We start from the raw sequence: 16,621 nt of genomic DNA on the forward strand, positions 1-16,621 counted from the left end.
ACATTTATTAATAAAGACTCAACTGGGGAGATTAATTCAGTTTATAAAACTATAATTTTTGATTTTATTAAAATTTTATAAAAAGGTGAACAAAATCTCAATTTATTAAAAATATAGCAAATTAATCCTAATTAAGTTATTTGTATAGGAATTCCAAGAGGAAAGTGAGTTTTTCAGAGTAAGATTAGAGTTTCACAGAAAAAATTAACTCTAATGATAAAATGTTAACGAGTGTGATGAATTTTTGGAGAATGATCAGGCTGCTTTAGGTCTTGCTGATTTAATTCATCAAGTAAAAGCTGAATTTTTGGTAGAGGGTTGAAAAAAATTCCAACCCGACTCGCTGCTTGTTACTTGATAAAAGTTACTGTGTTGAATCTTTAGCAGCAGTAAAATCTTTAGAAAATGAGTGCATTTACAACTCAGATAAACTTCTATGACTTTCATTCAGCTAGAATCAAGTTGCTATGAAATGTTTCTGACTCGATGTGTTAGAACATCCATACTGTAAATTGTGATGGTGCATTATCTGTTTGAAGTAATAAACTGGCTTCATTTCAAGATAACCAAAAGATAAATAATTGATGGAAAAATTTATGCAATGTCCTAAATGCGGATCTTCTGAAGTTGAAAAACGAGATCACGAGAAAAACATCAAGACAATAAGTGGCATCCTTCTTACTTCCGCGGGTGCAACAGCAGGTACAGTGGGTGGCGCAGCAACAGGTGCATCGACAGGTGCAGCCATTGGTGCTGTTGCTGGACCATTAGGGGTTATTTTCGGTGGAACTGTTGGCACATTTGTAGGAGCAATTGCCGTAGGTGTCACTGGCGGTATTTTAGGGAACATTTTCGGCAAAAAAGCCGGTGTAATTATCGATAAAAATGTGTTCTTAGATTACAAATGCCTAAAGTGCAATCATCGTTTTAAAGAAAAAGTATAACGGCTTAACGCTTGAATTTTATACTGTAATTAAAAAAGACCATTTATTTTAGAATGGTCTTTTTATTTTTATAAATCGATAAAAATTCTATTCAGAAATTCACCTACTTAAGTTGCTTTCTACTTTAGAAAATTATGAGTTTGTCTGTAGCTTTTTAACCACACTACCCAATCGCTTGCCCTGCTCTTCACATAAGACTTTTTCATCCTGGCTTAAGCCTAAATCATGGCGCGGACCACTGACATGGCTTGCACCATACGGTGTACCACCCGATTTAGTATTGGATAATGCAGGATTGGCATTCGGCAAACCCATGATCATCATGCCGTGATGGAACAATGGTGGCAGCATGGTCAGTAATGTGCTTTCCTGTCCGCCGTGCATTGAACCAGATGAGGTAAAGACACAGGCCGGTTTTTGATGTAAAGCACCATTCAGCCAAAGACTGGTGGTCTGATCCCAAAAATACTTCATCTCCGATGCCATATTGCCAAAACGGGTTGGAGAACCGAGTGCCAAACCGGAACAGTTTGCCAAATCATCTAAAGTACAATAAATATCTCCTTCAGCAGGAATACTTGGCTCCGCTTCTTTGACCACTGTCGATAAATTGGGAACAGTGCGGATTTTTACAGCTATACCTGTAGATTCAATGCCGTTGGCAATTAAATAGGCCATTTCTTTCGTTGAACCATATTTGCTGTAATATAAAACAAGAACATAAGGCTGCATAATTTTTATAAACAAAGCTAAAAAAGAAAACTATACGGTATTTTTCCTTTTTTTTGGTTAAGCTTGATCATGAAAATTCATAAAGATGATTAAAAAAATTGAGACTTTATACCTATGTTAGAAAAGTATTTGAAAAAACTCCCTTTTTATGACAAGACTTGGTTTCAGTTTGTTTTATTTGTGATAAGACGTTTTGAAGCCGATCGTTGCCGTGAACAGGCAGGTTCCTTAACCTATACCACGCTATTTGCAGTAGTGCCCATGCTGACTGTTTTTCTGGTCATCATTTCTTCCATTAAAGCCCTTGAACCGGCAAGGCAACAATTACAACAACTGATTTATAGTAATTTCTTACCCCGAACCACGATTGCTTTTGACAAAGCCTTCAATGCTTTTACCGATAAATCCAGTAATTTGACTATCATTGGGATTTTATTTCTATTTATTACTACCGTAATGATGCTAACCAGTATCGAGACGGTGTTTAACCGAATTTGGCGCGTTCGTGAAACACGTGGCGGCATTATTGGATTCATGCGTTATTGGACCATTATCTCCCTGGGTCCAATTGTATTGGGCAGTGCCTTCGTTATTTCATCTGCCGTGGCTTCTTTAAATGTACTGAGCAATAATTTTGCCGGTTATGAATTAAATGGCGAGTTTATCTTTTGGGGTATTTCCTTTGCCCTGACCATTCTGGGTTTTTTCATTTTGAATTGGACTATTCCCAACCGGAGTGTTCCAATCAAGGCGGCTTTGATTGCGGGAACATTCAGTGCGGTGGTATTTGAATTACTCAAAAATCTGTTTGGTTTCATCATGTCCAATTTCACCAGTTATGAAATTGTCTACGGTGCTTTTGCCGCCGTGCCGATTTTCCTGTTATGGATTTTCTTGTCCTGGAATATTGTCTTGTTAGGCGTTGAAATCAGTTATGCAATAACCGCTTTTTATTCAGGCAAAGAACGGAAACGTCATCCTGTGATTATGCTGCTGGATTTACTGGAACTGTTTTATAAAAAACAACTGAAAGGTGAAAGTGTTTCTGATGAAGAAGCTTTAAGCATTTTAGGGCGTGAAGAAATTGGGCGCTGGCCTTCTTATGTACTGATGCTTGAAAAACAAAATTTGGTCAAACGTACCGACAATGACGAGTTTGTGCTAGCACGCAATCTGGATCAAGTCGATTTCTGGAGTTTCTATACCCAGTTACCCTATCCACTTCCACGCCGTCAGGATATGGGCAATCTTCACCCTGACGATGAATGGATGCAAAAACTGGGGCCTGCACTGGTTGAAACTGATGACTATCTTTCAGCAAAATTAGCGATCCCGTTATCCAAAATTCTGGAACAGAAATAAACCTTTAGGTGGCTCAGCCTGCCATTTATTGAGAAATTTTACTTTATATAGAAACTTTTATCCTTCCTCATTAAAAGAGGAAGGATAAATATTTAAGACTTAAATTTCAGAAGTACTTTTCCAGCAAATTACCGCCCCAAAAGTGACTAAGCATGTTCCGATCCAAAAGGTAAAATTCGGGGTGGTATTCAAAATTAGCATCGACATACAGGAAGATAAAACAGGCATAAAATAGGTAGCAAGGATCAGCAGTTTTATATTGCCAAACTGCAAACTCTGATTCCAGTTGCTATAGGCAATTCCCACCAAACCACCAGTTACTGCAATCAACAACCACATATTCAACTGTGGAAAAATAAAAGCCTCATCCAGAATAAAATGAATACCCCATAAGGCGATTGCCGTCACCATAAAAAATAGCGGTACCGCATTTTGTCCTTGGGCATATTTTTTGGTCATTACGCTATAACATGGCCAAAGCAAAGCCCCTAAAAATGCAAAAAAATAGGCCATGGGATTTTGTTGCAGTATGTGCAGAAATTGATGCAAATTCAAAATATCCGGATTAACCACCAGCAATAGCCCAAGGACAGAAATAATAAAGCCTAAAATAACCGGCCAACGATAATTCAGCTGCTTGGCCAGGATTGAAAATACAATCGTAAGTGGCGGCCACAAATAATTAATCATTGCAATAATCAGCACCTGATCATGATTGTGTGACAAGGCAATCGAAACTAAAAATAGAATTTCATAAGCCACAAATAAAGCACCACAGCCCCACACATAAGCTTTCGAGATGTGCTGAAAACGCGGCAGTCCATTCAACACTAAAATGGCGATTGCACTAAAACTATAAATCAGGGCAATCGCTGAAACAGGACTTAAGGATTCAGTAATCAGTTTAACCACTGCAACCAGACTTGCCCAAATCAAGATGGATGAAAAGCCTATTAAGGTGGCTTTATTGCATGCTTTCATGCGTTACTATTTTTCGGCTTGAACCAGCCCTGTAAACTCACCACCAATACACCAGCCATCACCATAGCTGTGCCAATAATAAAGTTCATTTCGATGCTTTCATTGAGCAACCACACACCAAACAGCATGCCAAATAAGGGCGTTAAAAATGAAAACACCCCTAAACGTGAAGCCAAATAACTTTTCAATAGCCAGAACCAAATCAGATAACTGGCAAATGAAATAGCAACGCTATGGAAAATCAGACTGCTAATGGCAAGTGTTGTCCAATGAATGCTGGCTTGTCCTAACACGAAAGTTAAAGGAAATAAAAATACAAAACCACCGGCCAATTGATAGAACAAAGTCTGGGTCGCGGGCGCATCAGAAAGCTTGCTTAAGCGAACGGCAATTGTGGTGGCTGCCCAGAGAACTCCTGCCAATAACGCCAAAAAATCTCCAAACAGTACGCGCGATAGATCGTACTCTGAACTGCCGTTACGTCCAATAAACGTCACTACAATACCCAAAAAAGCGATAAAAATACCGCACCACTGCAAAATGGATAATCGTTCAGAAGGCAATTTCCAGTGCAGACCTAAGGCCACAAAAATAGGTGCGGTATAAAGCAGCACAACAGTATGTGACGCAGAAGTATACCGGACGGCTTGAGCAAGCATAAAAAACTCAGCAGCAAATAATATAGCCACCGTTAAGCCAGGATACAAATAATCTTTGCTCCACAATGCCTTCCCTTCTGCAAGCTTGATCAGTGGATAAACCATTAAGGCAGAAAGTCCTGATCGCAAGGCAACTTGCATTAAAGTAGAAATATCTGGAGCCGCCATTTTTAAGACAACTTGCTGTAAGCCCCAAAGAATACACAAGCCAAACATGATGGTAGAGGCTTGTACATCCAGTGCCTTGCGTTCTATCACTATTTTTCCTTTAAACTTACCGTATTTTTACGCGTCCAAAGATACGCTAAGTCTCTCAATTTCGAAATTGAAGATCATCTGGTTGGAGATAATTTGACAAGTATTTTGCGTCATATCTATTTAAAAAAAGACCGCCTAAGCAGTCCTTTTCTTCATTCAAAGCTTAAGCCTGAACAAAGGTTTTCCAGACAAAATCTTGGGTTTGACCTTGTAATGTCATGGTCAATTGATCGTCTGGTTTTAAGGCCGCCACACCTGCTGGCGTACCCGTCATCACCACATCACCCGGTTCTAACGTAAAGACCTGACTGATATCTGCAAGCAAAGTCGCAATATCAAAAATCAGTAAAGAAGTATCACCTTTTTGACGCAGCTCATCATTGACATGCAAGGTGTAATGCACACCTTTCCAGTCTTTGACTTCTGAAAGCTCCACCCAGTCTGCCAAAACACACGAACCATCATAGGCTTTGGCACGTTCCCAAGGCTGTCCTTTCTTCTTTAAATCATCTTGCAAATCTCGCAGGGTCAAGTCCAAACCTAAAGTCACTGCACCGACTGCTTGCAGGGCTTTGGCTGGATCGGTTTCTGCTTTTAAAGTACGGTCGATCCTTAAGCTGAGTTCACATTCATAGTGGCAATTGCCCCACTCAGGATTCCATGAGATACCTTGTTCTAAACTCGTCAAACTACTGGGCGGCTTAATAAATAAAACTGGACGATCAGGAATAGCATTGCCTAATTCTTTGGCGTGGTCTGCATAGCTACGACCGACACAGACAATTTTAGATGGACGTGTATTCATGATCTTCCCTTTTAATTTACATTTAAATATTTTAAAACTTACTTTTTGAATGTATTTTCAAATACCGTTTGATCCGCAGATTGCTGCTCAAAAGCACGTTTCGGCACAATAATGACGGTACGGTTTTTTAGCTCAATCATATAGGTGAGTTTACCTATAGCAAAATTTTGTACTTCACTGTAGTTGAATATCTGCTTACGACCATTAGCATAAATTTCGGCATAATCTTGAAATAATTCGATGCCCTGTTCACTTTTACCGAATTGGTATTTTACGAATTGACGTTTAAACATCATCGGTAAAAACCAGTAACGCATAATCAACTGTAAAATTAAAAAGAAAGCGCCAAGCGCCACGTAATAGCGACCTACGCCATTAAAGCCGAGATAAAAACCCCAAATAATGATTCCGATACTCACCAACGGGGTAATAAAGCGCGTAAGCTGCTTTTTACCAAAAGTTGCAAGTGCAAAACCATCTTGTGATTCTTCCAGGTTTAAGGAATAACGTAGTGATACCGCGGGCTTGGTCTCTGACATATTTCATCATCAAATTATTACAACAATTGCGCTAGATATTACACCAGATTTGACCTTTTTCTTATTGTTTTTACTCGCCCCCATCCCACCAAATTTACATAAGTTTGCTTCCCAAGGCTTTAAAAATTGATTAAAACATCAGCATTCAGTAAGAAAAAAGCATAAACAGGATGTGATATGCAAACCCATAAAAAGAAATGCAGCCTCTTGATTCTGTGCTGCCTGATTGGCATGCAGACTTCTGCAAAAATTATTCAATGGAAAGAACAAATTCCCAGCAGCTTAAGTGTATTTCAAGGTAAAGCTCAAACACTGGCAGATTTGACTGCAAACCGTATTTTGATTTATGCCCATCCTGCACAGGCAATTACTTTGCCGACCTTTAAAAATCCGCAAAGTATGACAGGCAAGTTTTATACCGGTGCAGTCGTTGTACCCGCCAATAGCCAAAACGTAGCACGACTTTTAAGTAACTATAGCGGGTACAATGGGCTATTTCCGACCTTAAAATCTGCGAAAGTACTGGAGCAGCAAGGCGCAATTACACAGATGAAATATCAAGTATCTATTCCCACTCCTATTCCTATCTTAAACTTTAAAGAAAATGTGTTGATGCAGCATCATTTAACTGCCAATAGTATTTCTACCATTGTACTGGATGCCCCGATTCCTTACGGCGCGGGTAAAATTGAATGGTTTGATTTAGGCGGAAACAAGACTTTAATTACTGTTACTCAATGGGGCGACTTAAACCACCCTAAAGGCTTTTTATTCAGTACCATTTTGAATGCTCTTCCAGAGGCCAAACTCGGTATTCCTTCTGGTACCAACGCTTTTTTATTAGAAGCCTTGCAACAACATTTTAAAACGCCTAGCTCTCAAATCCTAAAAGTTGGAGAATTACCTGAAACCCGATTAAGTTCAAGTCAGGTTCAAAAAATTGCAGCATTGAGCCAGTCCTCGCAAGAACCCGTCTCGTTTATTTTGCCATCTAATAAAGTGCCTTATTCGCATGGCCTGGAAAGCTTGCGTTTTAGTAGCAGCTATCAATATTTTGCCAAAAGCCCGCAACAGTTAAAGCATTGGCTGAGTGTGCCTGCTTATCAGGAACTTTTTCCACGCCAGATTAAAGACATCGACATCAAACAAATTGATTCCAACACCTTTGATGCAGACTATAAAATTTCAGTCGGATTGGGCGTCATCAATATTCCATTCGATTCTAAGCTGCGCTTTGACTATCCCAACAGTTTAGAAAATCAGTTTGATGCGGTAGGTGGAGATTTGCAGTTTGTCAAAGGCGGAATGCAGCTGATTCCGCAAGGCAACGGTACCTTATTAAAGGTCACCAGTGCCATGAAAATTCATGACAAAGCTCCGTTTCTGCTCAGAGCGATGCGAAGCATGCCTTATCATGACATGTTACCTGCGATTGGTGGCAATACCGTATTGGCATTAAAAATTAAGCAGAAGATGAAATAATTTTTTAACATATTTAATTTATACTAGACACAAAAAAACCGCAATTAAGCGGTTTCTTCCAGTTTTACATCTGTCGATGAATCAAGTTGGTGCGCTCAGAGAGATTCGAACTCCCGACCCCTTAGTTCGTAGCCAAGTGCTCTATCCAGCTGAGCTATGAGCGCGACGTCTTGATGTGCTGCATTATACGCGTTTTTAACGCTCTGTTAAGAGCTTTTTAACAAATCCGTAATCAAGTGAACAGTTATTGGGCAGAAATCAATTATTCATCTATTTTTTAAACAAAAATGGCCGATCGTGTAATTTATCATGACATCTTTCTCAAACATTGATCTTAAAAATCAGCCACAAGCCCTGAACATGCTCTAGACTCTAATGTTCAGGAAAATAACTTAATTGGTAAAGACAGATGTGAGGCTATTTAGAATATCATCAGTGGTTGCTAGAATATTTAGTAACCACAAGAAAATACGCATATAACTTTCTTAAACCTATTTATGGCAATAAAGAGAATTTTTTAATTTTCTGTTTTTTTTCTTGATAGGCTCGGGTATCCGCCACAATTAACTGTTCTCTTAAATTTTTATATTCTTCCCAATTAAAGGGTGGAATTGTATATGGTGGATAAGGTTTTTGTTTGTTACTTGAAGCATATACGTCATTTCCACAAATAAAGTCACAGGCTGCTTTTGCACCTAATGCAAATAGTGCAGCTTTTTTTTCATCCGACATATTGAAATCAAGAATCCCAAAAGTATCTGATTCATTGGGCTTAATTTTCCCCCATATTTTTTTCACAATATTATTCGAGTTATTTTTACGATTTGGCACATATTTCTGTGAAGTATCTACATATGTAATCAATTGTTTGTAATCATCATTATTAAGCAAAAAAGTATAATCATTGGTATGAATGGTGGTTTTGACGAGTGCGGTTAAATAGTCGGCTATGCTGTCTACTGTTGAAGCTTTTTTTCTACTCACATCAAGTTTGACTCCAAATGTGGGACATAATGGAATGCTGTCCCGAGAATGAAAAACATCAATTGGAAAGTTAGAGATCACCCCTCCATCAACCAGATAAGCAACTTCAGGAAGGTTCCCTTCAAAGCCCGTTAATACCTGCCAAAACTCTTCACGATTTTTGGGTATGTTATTGATTCGAACAGGTTCAAAAAACAACGGAATGGACATAGAAGCCCTGACATAGTGTTTGGGATGAACGTCTAGGGGATTGTTCCAGTATAAATACCCCATTTGAGGAAAAATAATTTTGCTTTGAGTAGTAATATCTGATGCAATAATAGCCAATTTATTGGTTTTGAAAGTATTTTCAAAGCGGATTTGATCAAGAGCCGGGTATTTTCTTTTGCTGATTTCTCTGATTTTTAAATTTTTATTCTCTAGTTTTTTAAAAAGTTTAGCCGTTGTTGAGACATTATGCTGATTTAAAATGCTGTCTAACCAGTTTTCAAAATACTGCCCCGGGTTGATACCCAGTTTGTTTTTGCTAAATTTTCCGAGAGTTAAAAGACCTAACAGTTTTGGAAACATTGCAAAAAATGGAGGATCTTTTTGTTCAATATCACTTGTTAATTCTTGAGCTAGAACACCGCCATCAACAAAAATTTTTAAATCCATTTTATTAAAAATAGCCAGGAGCTGTTCAATTTTTTTGTCAGAGGATTGTCCTAAAGCTGCAAAAACTATTGCGTTTATTGCACCTGCTGAAGTTCCAGCTAAGTTTAGAAAACGAATACCTGCTTGTTCAAGCGTGTATGTATAACCGATTAAGGCAAGCCCCCACACCACACCTCCTTCCAATACCAAATCAATATATTGGTTACCTTGGTGATCGGTAATATCCGAGATTGGCTGCGCCGTAATTTTATCTCGAATTGAATGGATATAGCCCTTTTGATCATGAATGTCTTCATTATCTTTGATTAACGTAAGTAGAGTCATATTTAAACCCTCACTATCATAATTTATCGGAGGTAAAATCTTTTTATTGAATGAATAAACTAAACCGAAATATAAAAAACTTCTATGTTTGAAACTCTTTCTGACAAATGCAGTGAAGCCCATTTTTAAAAATATTTAAGCAAGCTCAATCAGATGCTCTAACTAAATTTCAGGCACAAAAAAACCGCAACATATGCGGTTTTTTCCAGTTTTACATCTGTCGATGGGTTCAAGTTGGTGCGCTCAGAGAGATTCGAACTCCCGACCCCTTAGTTCGTAGCCAAGTGCTCTATCCAGCTGAGCTATGAGCGCGTACTTGAGTTGTCTTTCGACGTCGTTACATTTACGTTTAACTTGATTGGTGCGCTCAGAGAGATTCGAACTCCCGACCCCTTAGTTCGTAGCCAAGTGCTCTATCCAGCTGAGCTATGAGCGCATTTCAAGTTATTCGTGGCGGTGAGAGAGGGATTCGAACCCTCGGTGGGCTTTAAGACCCACGCTCCCTTAGCAGGGGAGTACCTTCAGCCACTCGGCCACCTCACCGTAACGAGCCGCCATAATACAAACTAAACTCTACTACTTCAAGTCACATTTCAAAAAATTCTGATATTTTTAATCAATCATCTATTTTTTAAACGATTTACAGCTTTATTAAGCCCCTTTTCCCGCTTTTCTAGACAGTTGCTCGTGTGAAATATGCTGCTTCACTGTAAAATTGAAATTGAAAACACAATATTGCAATCATTTTCGTGCAGTATCCTGCTGCATGACTTATGCTAATCCTATCTTCTGACATGAAGCCAAAGACATTATGAAAAATTGGGTCGACCCTGAAGCCAAGGCTGAAGCCGAACGTTATGACAATCCTATTCCAAGCCGTATTCTCATTTCAGAAACGATTGAAAAACTACAAGCACCACAATCTCATGCAGATTTAGTGGAACACTTCAATATTGCAGATGAAAAAAGTATAGAAGCACTCAGCCATCGTTTAAGTGCCATGGTACGCGATGGTCAATTGATGAAAGATGGGTTCAGGTTCCAGCTCGCAACCAGCCAACCGACTCATGAAGCAACCGTATACATCAATTCGAAAGGGTTGGGAACCGCAAACATTTCCGGTCATGATGATATTTTATTACCTGAACGTGAACTGCGTTTGGTCTTTAATGGTGACCGCGTTAAAGTTCGTCAAACCTCTGTAGACCGCAAAGGTAAACCTTGGGGTTTTATTACTGAAGTTGTACAGCATCGTGTAAAACAGATTATTGGTAAAGTTGCGGTGTATGACGGCGAATACTTCATTCAACCTGCGAATCCTAATGCACATCAACCGATTACCTTAGAAAAAGAACTGATTGAACATGCCCAAGTTAAAGTGGGTGATTCTGTTCGTGTCGCCATTGATGACTACCCGACCCGTGAAGAATTACCTACAGGCCACATCGTGCAATCGATGGCGGATAAAGCTGATACGGAAATCATTATTCCACAAACCATTTTAGAGTTTGGTTTGCCTTATGAATTTCCAGAAGAAGTGGTTCGCGATGCAGAAAGCTTTAAAGAACCGAACGAACAGGACCGTGAAGGTCGCATCGATTTACGCGATTTAGCCCTCGTCACTATTGATGGTGAAGATGCACGCGACTTTGACGATGCTGTGTATGCAGAAAAACGTCCAGGTGGCGGTTATCGTGTGGTGGTTGCGATTGCTGACGTCAGTCATTATGTCCGTACCGATAAACCACTGGATGATGAAGCAAAAGAACGGGGTACCTCTGTGTATTTCCCGCACTTTGTTTTGCCGATGCTGCCTGAGGCACTCTCCAATGGTCTTTGCTCGCTCAACCCACACGTAGACCGTCTCTGTATGGTATGTGATTTGACTTTATCCCGCGCGGGTAAAGTTACCGGCTTCCAGTTCTATCCCTCAGTCATGCATTCAAAAGCACGTTTGACTTATACCCAAGTGGCAGAATACTTTGAGGGCCACAGCAATGCGATTCCTGAAGACCGCAGTATGCACAAGTCATTAAATACTTTGTTCCAGCTGTATCAGATTCTCAAAGGTTTACGTTCTGAACGTCATGCGATGGAATTCGAAACGGTCGAAACCTATATGACTTTTGATGAGTTGGGTGGAATTAAAGAAATTCTGCCGCGTTCGCGCAATGAAGCGCATAAGCTGATTGAAGAATGTATGTTGCTGGCCAATGTTGCAGCAGCAGAATATGCATTAGAAAACGACATTCCAATGTTGTACCGTGTGCATGAACCACCTGAATTTTCGCGTATCCAAAAAGTTCGTGAATATGTGAAATTGCTTGGCTTGCCCTTCCCTGAACAGCCAACACAAAAAGATTACCAAGCGGTGATTGATGCGACTAAAGACCGTATTGATGCGCCAAGTATTCATGCGGTGTTATTGCGTTCAATGATGCAAGCCTATTACGGCGCAAACAACGCCGGACATTTTGGTTTGGCTTATGATGCCTATACACATTTCACCTCACCTATTCGTCGCTACCCTGATTTGTTGTTGCACCGTGCCATCAAAGCCCATTTAAAACAAAAGCCTTTCGCGCTTTCAGGTGCCGCTTTAGATGATGCAGGTGAACATTTCTCTCAAACTGAACGCCGTGCGGATGAAGCATCACGTTCAGTGACCACCTGGCTGAAATGTCACTATATGCAGCAGCATTTAGGTGAAGAATTCGTGGGTACCATTAGTGCAGTCGCTGAATTTGGTTTATTCGTCACCCTTAAAGACCTCTATGTCGATGGCATGATTCATGTCAGCCAACTGGGCGATGACTTCTTTGTTTATGATCAGGCCAGCCAAAGCTTGGTCGGTCAAAGTCGTGGCCAAACCTTTAGTCTTGGCGATGAGGTCAAAATCAAAGTCGCAGCCGTGAATCTGGAAGATCGCAAGATTGACTTTCAACTATTACAACAAATGACCCATGCCGGTCGTGCAATTCGTAGCCGTGCCCCACGTGTGGCCAAGACCACAACAGAGGAAGTGTTTAGCCCGCGTGCTAAAGCGGTGGTGAGTGAAGATGGTGAACAGCCAATTCGCAAGAAAAAGCCAAAAAGCAAGTCAGCTCCTTTTGCTAAAAAGTCCGACAAAAAGCCATCAGCTAAATCGGAACTAAAAGCCAAAGATAAAGACAAAGTGAGAAAAAAGGCTAAGCCGAAAAAGAAAAAGGATAATGCCAAACCTAAGATAGAATAATGTTTTAAAATTAAGCCCTACTTCGGTAGGGCTTTTTTTATTGATCATCGATATTCATATGTATTTACCCATAAAAGCAATCTAGACCTTGATTTCCTTATGCCTAAGCCCTACATCTACTATTAAGTTTATAAATGAAATGGCGTATTAGAAATGACTTTAGAAAAGGCGACCTTGCCCGTTCCCCAATTTGATCAAATTCAACTTGCAGACTTAAAACAACAGATTGAACAAGCCATTCAACAAGGACAAAACTTTTTAAATGATTTAACCGAAGTTCCTGAAAGTATTCAGGTGCAACTGGCCGTATTAGACCAAGTGGATACCCTTGAAAATAATATGAGTGAATCTTGGGGTGTGCTATCCCATCTCAATGCGGTGATGAACAACGCAGAAACCCGTGAACTCTATCAATCCCTGCTGCCTGCCTTAAGCGAATACTATACCCAACTGGGTCAACACACAGTGTTATATCAAACGTATCAGAACGTGCAGGATGCAACTGTATTTAATACCTTGCCTGAAGCGCATCAAAGTGCGATTAAATTGGCCCTGCGCGACTTTAAACTTTCAGGCGTGGCTTTAGAAGGCGAAGCCAAAACACGTTATGCAGAAATTTCCGCACGCTTATCTCAGCTTTCATCCGACTTCTCCAACCATGTGCTGGATGCAACCCAAGCCTACTTCAAACCACTTAACGAAGAGCAACTCAAAGGCTTACCACAAAACAGCATCGATTTATTAAAGCAATATGGTCAGCAACGTGAACTTGAACAAGCGGTTGCCACTTTAGATATTCCTTCTTATCTTGCCATTATGACCTATGCAGATGACCGTGGCTTACGTGAGGAACTGTATAAAGCCTACACTACACGTGCTTCAGATCTGTCTGAGCATCCTGAATTTGACAATACGCAAGTGATGGAGGAAATCTTAAGCCTGCGTCATGAAATGGCTCAGCTATTAGGTTTTAACAATTATGCCGAGCTTTCACTGGCTAGCAAAATGGCGCCAGACGTCGAAACGGTCGATAAATTTCTGGTCGACTTGGCCGAACATGCCCGTGCGCCAGCAACTCAAGAAATTGCCGAACTCAAAGCCATCGCATCTCAAGATGGTATTCACGATTTACAGCCTTGGGATACCGGCTACTATTCTGAAAAGCTTAAAGTTCATCAATTCAATTTATCCCAAGAGTCATTAAAACCATATTTCCCTGCTCCGAAAATTCTGCAAGGCTTGTTCAGTATTGTGAACCGTCTTTACGGCATCAATATTGTGGAACGCGAAGCTCCGGTTTGGCACCCAGATGCACGTTATTTTGAACTGGAAGATCAAGGCACTGTGGTTGGCGGTTTTTACTTTGATCTGTATGCCCGCAGTGGCAAACGCGGTGGTGCATGGATGAGTGGCTTCCGTTCACGTATGCAAACTAAAGATGGCTTACAAAAGCCGATTTGCTACATGGTGTGTAACTTTACTCCTGCGGTCGGTGATCAACCTGCCCTGCTCACGCATGATGAAGTAAATACCTTATTCCATGAATTTGGACATGGCTTGCATCACATGTTGACCGAAGTCGACCATATTGCGGTAGCAGGTACACACGGCGTGGATTGGGATGCGGTCGAGCTGCCAAGCCAGTTTATGGAATTCTGGACTTGGGATACCGACAGTCTGGATCTGCTCAGTGAACATATCGAAACCAAACAGCATTTACCACAAGACTTATTGAAAGCTTTACTGGATGCACGCTTCTTCCAGTCTGGTATGCAAACCTTGCGTCAAATTGAATTTGCCCTATTTGACTTATCCATCCACAAGCACAGTTCTGCTTTAAATGCAGAACAAGTCCAAGCCACCCTCGACGATATTCGCCAAAAATATGCAGTGGCACCAACGGCAATTTATAACCGTTTCCAGCATAGTTTTAGCCATATTTTTGCCGGTGGCTATGCCGCAGGTTATTACTCGTATAAATGGGCCGAAGTTTTGGCCAGCGACGCGTTTGATCGTTTCGAAAAAGAAGGAGTTTTTAACATTCAGACCGGAAAAGAATTTCGTCAATTTATTCTAGCAGTTGGCGGAAAAGATACAGCACTTGATGCGTTTATCAATTTCCGCGGACGCGAGCCAAAAATAGATGCTTTATTACGTCATCAAGGTTGGACGAACCCCGCTAAAAACGCTTAAAATAGGCGTCTTAGATTGATCAGAAGGTAAGTAAGATGGCTATTAAACGTCGTTTCATTGCAGGTGCAAAATGTCCTAAATGTGAAGCGCTAGATAGAGTGGTCATGCTTACCTCTGGCGAAGACGAATGGATTGAATGCGTCGAATGCGATTATACAGAAAACCGCCCGACGCATATTGATGAACCAGAAATGCCGGAAGTACCGGATGAGATTGGCGTCATTCAGTTCAAACCTCGTCAGCCAAAATAATAACAGGTTCAATACATGACGTTAGATCAAAGAAATAGCCCAAAACTTTTATTGGGCATTACTGGGGGATTAGTTGCAATCATTGTGCTTTTTTTGGCATATCAATGGTTTTTTGCAACATCGAACGAAGTACTTGCTGAACATGAAGCAACAAGCTTAAATACTCCGGCAAAGCCTGCTGCTTCTGCTGAAGTGAAACCGAATGAAAGCCCAGTTGCAACCGATGAAAAACCCATTCAATTGGTCGATGAAAAAATTCTGAAAGCAGCTGTTCCAGAGAATGAGTCCTTAGCCAAAGAAGAAATTGCTAAACTGGAAGATATTCAAAAGCAATTGAATAATCAGGAAGCTGTGTTAAAAGCACAACATGCAGATGCCAACGATTTAGTTGCACTCAAACAAGAGCAGATTAAATTACTTGAAGCCCAACTGGCTCAAAAACAATAATTCTATAATTGAAGATTCGGCTAAAATAGCAGCAAATATTCTAGCTGATTTTTTCAGGCCCATAGCTACAAGCAATCGTAGTTTATTTAAAGTGCTTGCTTTACTCACCTGCTTTGCTTTTCTCTTTTCCCTGAGGGATATATGCATTGGTTATGCCTCACATACTGTCAACAATCCCAGCCTTGTATTTTTCCGAAATTTTGTCGGCTTATTCCTTTTTTTTCATTTTTAAGCAAGGGACAGGGTTTTTAAAACTGAGAAAATCGGGATGCATAACTTAACGTGCAGTCATTGGGTTGATTGCCACGTCTGACTTCTTTTATGCAATTGCTAACTTAAAGCTGTCCAATGCCATGGTGTTTACCTACATCGTACCCGGTTTTTATTGAGCCCTGACCAGTACCAAGTCACCTGAAAAAATCTTGTTTAATTTCTGTTTTATCGGTACGCTTATTTCCAATGTTTTGGCTCTGGAAGCTTTATTCATGGGTTGAACTCAGTTTGCTAATTTATGCAGGATTACGGCGAATATTAAGAAAATCTTTATGTCGAATGCCTATAAACTTGCACCTGCGGGGTAGATTGGGCCGGTAAATTATATTGCGATTATTTTTGCCGGCATTTAGATTTTTATATTTTAGCGGGAAACACCAGATCAATATAATTTGATGGGTTTTATATTGATTCTTAGTACAATTGTACTGTATAGCCCTTTAGGACTAAAACGCTCAACGCAATAAATAAAAAATAACCTGTCCTCAAAAAAGC

Annotated in this window: 13 protein-coding genes, 4 tRNA genes and 2 pseudogenes; 9 read left to right on the top strand and 10 right to left on the bottom strand. The window is 40.2% G+C overall.

Annotated features, from left to right (window positions below):
• Nucleotides 1–235: 235 nt before the first annotated feature.
• Together E0H89_RS16765 and E0H89_RS13340 are read left to right on the top strand one after the other, a co-directional pair.
• Nucleotides 236–440: pseudogene (locus E0H89_RS16765) on the top strand (hypothetical protein); the annotation flags it as partial.
• A gap of 144 nt (nucleotides 441–584) precedes the next feature.
• Nucleotides 585–944: a hypothetical protein gene (locus E0H89_RS13340; protein WP_131217820.1), complete on the top strand. Its 360-nt coding sequence runs from the start codon at nucleotides 585–587 to the stop codon at nucleotides 942–944.
• 132 nt (nucleotides 945–1,076) lie between these two features.
• Here E0H89_RS13340 and wrbA read toward each other — a convergent pair whose 3' ends face one another.
• Complete coding sequence (wrbA, locus tag E0H89_RS13345; protein ID WP_131217770.1) at nucleotides 1,077–1,676, bottom strand: NAD(P)H:quinone oxidoreductase; 600 nt, start codon at nucleotides 1,674–1,676, stop codon at nucleotides 1,077–1,079.
• 114 nt (nucleotides 1,677–1,790) lie between these two features.
• Here wrbA and E0H89_RS13350 point away from each other — a divergent pair, with 114 nt between their 5' ends.
• Complete coding sequence (locus E0H89_RS13350; RefSeq protein ID WP_131217771.1) at nucleotides 1,791–3,038, top strand: YihY family inner membrane protein; 1,248 nt, start codon at nucleotides 1,791–1,793, stop codon at nucleotides 3,036–3,038.
• A 99-nt stretch (nucleotides 3,039–3,137) separates the two neighbouring features.
• Here E0H89_RS13350 and yddG read toward each other — a convergent pair whose 3' ends face one another.
• The 4 genes from yddG to E0H89_RS13370 all read right to left on the bottom strand — a co-directional run bounded on the left by yddG (nucleotide 3,138) and on the right by E0H89_RS13370 (nucleotide 6,280).
• Nucleotides 3,138–4,019 carry an aromatic amino acid DMT transporter YddG gene (gene yddG, locus E0H89_RS13355; protein ID WP_131217772.1) on the bottom strand — a complete coding sequence of 294 codons (882 nt, stop codon included), beginning with the start codon at nucleotides 4,017–4,019 and terminating at the stop codon, nucleotides 3,138–3,140.
• The gene (locus E0H89_RS13360; RefSeq protein WP_171459168.1) at nucleotides 4,016–4,894 is read right to left on the bottom strand and encodes an EamA family transporter; all 879 of its coding nucleotides are present in this window, start codon (nucleotides 4,892–4,894) and stop codon (nucleotides 4,016–4,018) included. Before E0H89_RS13360 ends, yddG begins: the two co-directional genes overlap by 4 nt.
• Before the next feature lie 205 nt (nucleotides 4,895–5,099).
• Nucleotides 5,100–5,741: a fumarylacetoacetate hydrolase family protein gene (locus tag E0H89_RS13365; protein ID WP_131217774.1), complete on the bottom strand. Its 642-nt coding sequence runs from the start codon at nucleotides 5,739–5,741 to the stop codon at nucleotides 5,100–5,102.
• Between the two features lie 38 nt (nucleotides 5,742–5,779).
• Nucleotides 5,780–6,280: a YcxB family protein gene (locus tag E0H89_RS13370; protein ID WP_131217775.1), complete on the bottom strand. Its 501-nt coding sequence runs from the start codon at nucleotides 6,278–6,280 to the stop codon at nucleotides 5,780–5,782.
• Between the two features lie 231 nt (nucleotides 6,281–6,511).
• Between E0H89_RS13370 and E0H89_RS13375 the strand changes: the two genes are divergently transcribed.
• On the top strand, nucleotides 6,512–7,762 hold the full coding sequence (locus tag E0H89_RS13375) for an SRPBCC family protein (RefSeq protein WP_171459169.1): 1,251 nt from the start codon (nucleotides 6,512–6,514) through the stop codon (nucleotides 7,760–7,762).
• A gap of 87 nt (nucleotides 7,763–7,849) precedes the next feature.
• Here E0H89_RS13375 and E0H89_RS13380 read toward each other — a convergent pair.
• The 5 genes from E0H89_RS13380 to E0H89_RS13400 all read right to left on the bottom strand — a co-directional run bounded on the left by E0H89_RS13380 (nucleotide 7,850) and on the right by E0H89_RS13400 (nucleotide 10,270).
• Nucleotides 7,850–7,926, bottom strand: a tRNA-Arg gene (locus E0H89_RS13380).
• Nucleotides 7,927–8,257: 331 nt separating this feature from the next.
• Nucleotides 8,258–9,727, bottom strand: a complete 1,470-nt coding sequence (locus E0H89_RS13385; protein WP_131217777.1) for a patatin-like phospholipase family protein — start codon at nucleotides 9,725–9,727, stop codon at nucleotides 8,258–8,260.
• 235 nt (nucleotides 9,728–9,962) lie between these two features.
• A tRNA-Arg gene (locus E0H89_RS13390) sits at nucleotides 9,963–10,039 on the bottom strand.
• A gap of 47 nt (nucleotides 10,040–10,086) precedes the next feature.
• Nucleotides 10,087–10,163, bottom strand: a tRNA-Arg gene (locus tag E0H89_RS13395).
• A 15-nt stretch (nucleotides 10,164–10,178) separates the two neighbouring features.
• Nucleotides 10,179–10,270: transfer RNA gene (locus E0H89_RS13400), tRNA-Ser, on the bottom strand.
• Between the two features lie 265 nt (nucleotides 10,271–10,535).
• On the opposite strand from E0H89_RS13400, the gene rnr reads away from it, so the two are divergent.
• From rnr to E0H89_RS16770, 5 genes and pseudogenes are all read left to right on the top strand, one after another.
• Nucleotides 10,536–12,962, top strand: a complete 2,427-nt coding sequence (gene rnr / locus E0H89_RS13405) for a ribonuclease R (RefSeq protein WP_205755862.1) — start codon at nucleotides 10,536–10,538, stop codon at nucleotides 12,960–12,962.
• A 153-nt stretch (nucleotides 12,963–13,115) separates the two neighbouring features.
• Nucleotides 13,116–15,155, top strand: coding sequence for a M3 family metallopeptidase (locus E0H89_RS13410; protein WP_131217779.1), 2,040 nt, complete (start codon nucleotides 13,116–13,118; stop codon nucleotides 15,153–15,155).
• Nucleotides 15,156–15,196: 41 nt separating this feature from the next.
• Entirely contained in the window at nucleotides 15,197–15,406 is a 210-nt protein-coding gene (locus tag E0H89_RS13415) for a YheV family putative zinc ribbon protein (protein WP_171459170.1), read from the top strand.
• A 15-nt stretch (nucleotides 15,407–15,421) separates the two neighbouring features.
• Nucleotides 15,422–15,853: a hypothetical protein gene (locus tag E0H89_RS13420; protein WP_131217781.1), complete on the top strand. Its 432-nt coding sequence runs from the start codon at nucleotides 15,422–15,424 to the stop codon at nucleotides 15,851–15,853.
• A gap of 61 nt (nucleotides 15,854–15,914) precedes the next feature.
• A pseudogene (locus E0H89_RS16770) lies at nucleotides 15,915–16,593 on the top strand (DMT family transporter).
• Nucleotides 16,594–16,621: the final 28 nt, after the last annotated feature.

The sequence above is a fragment of the Acinetobacter sp. ANC 3781 genome (assembly GCF_004331285.1).
In the GTDB taxonomy this organism is placed as follows: domain Bacteria; phylum Pseudomonadota; class Gammaproteobacteria; order Pseudomonadales; family Moraxellaceae; genus Acinetobacter.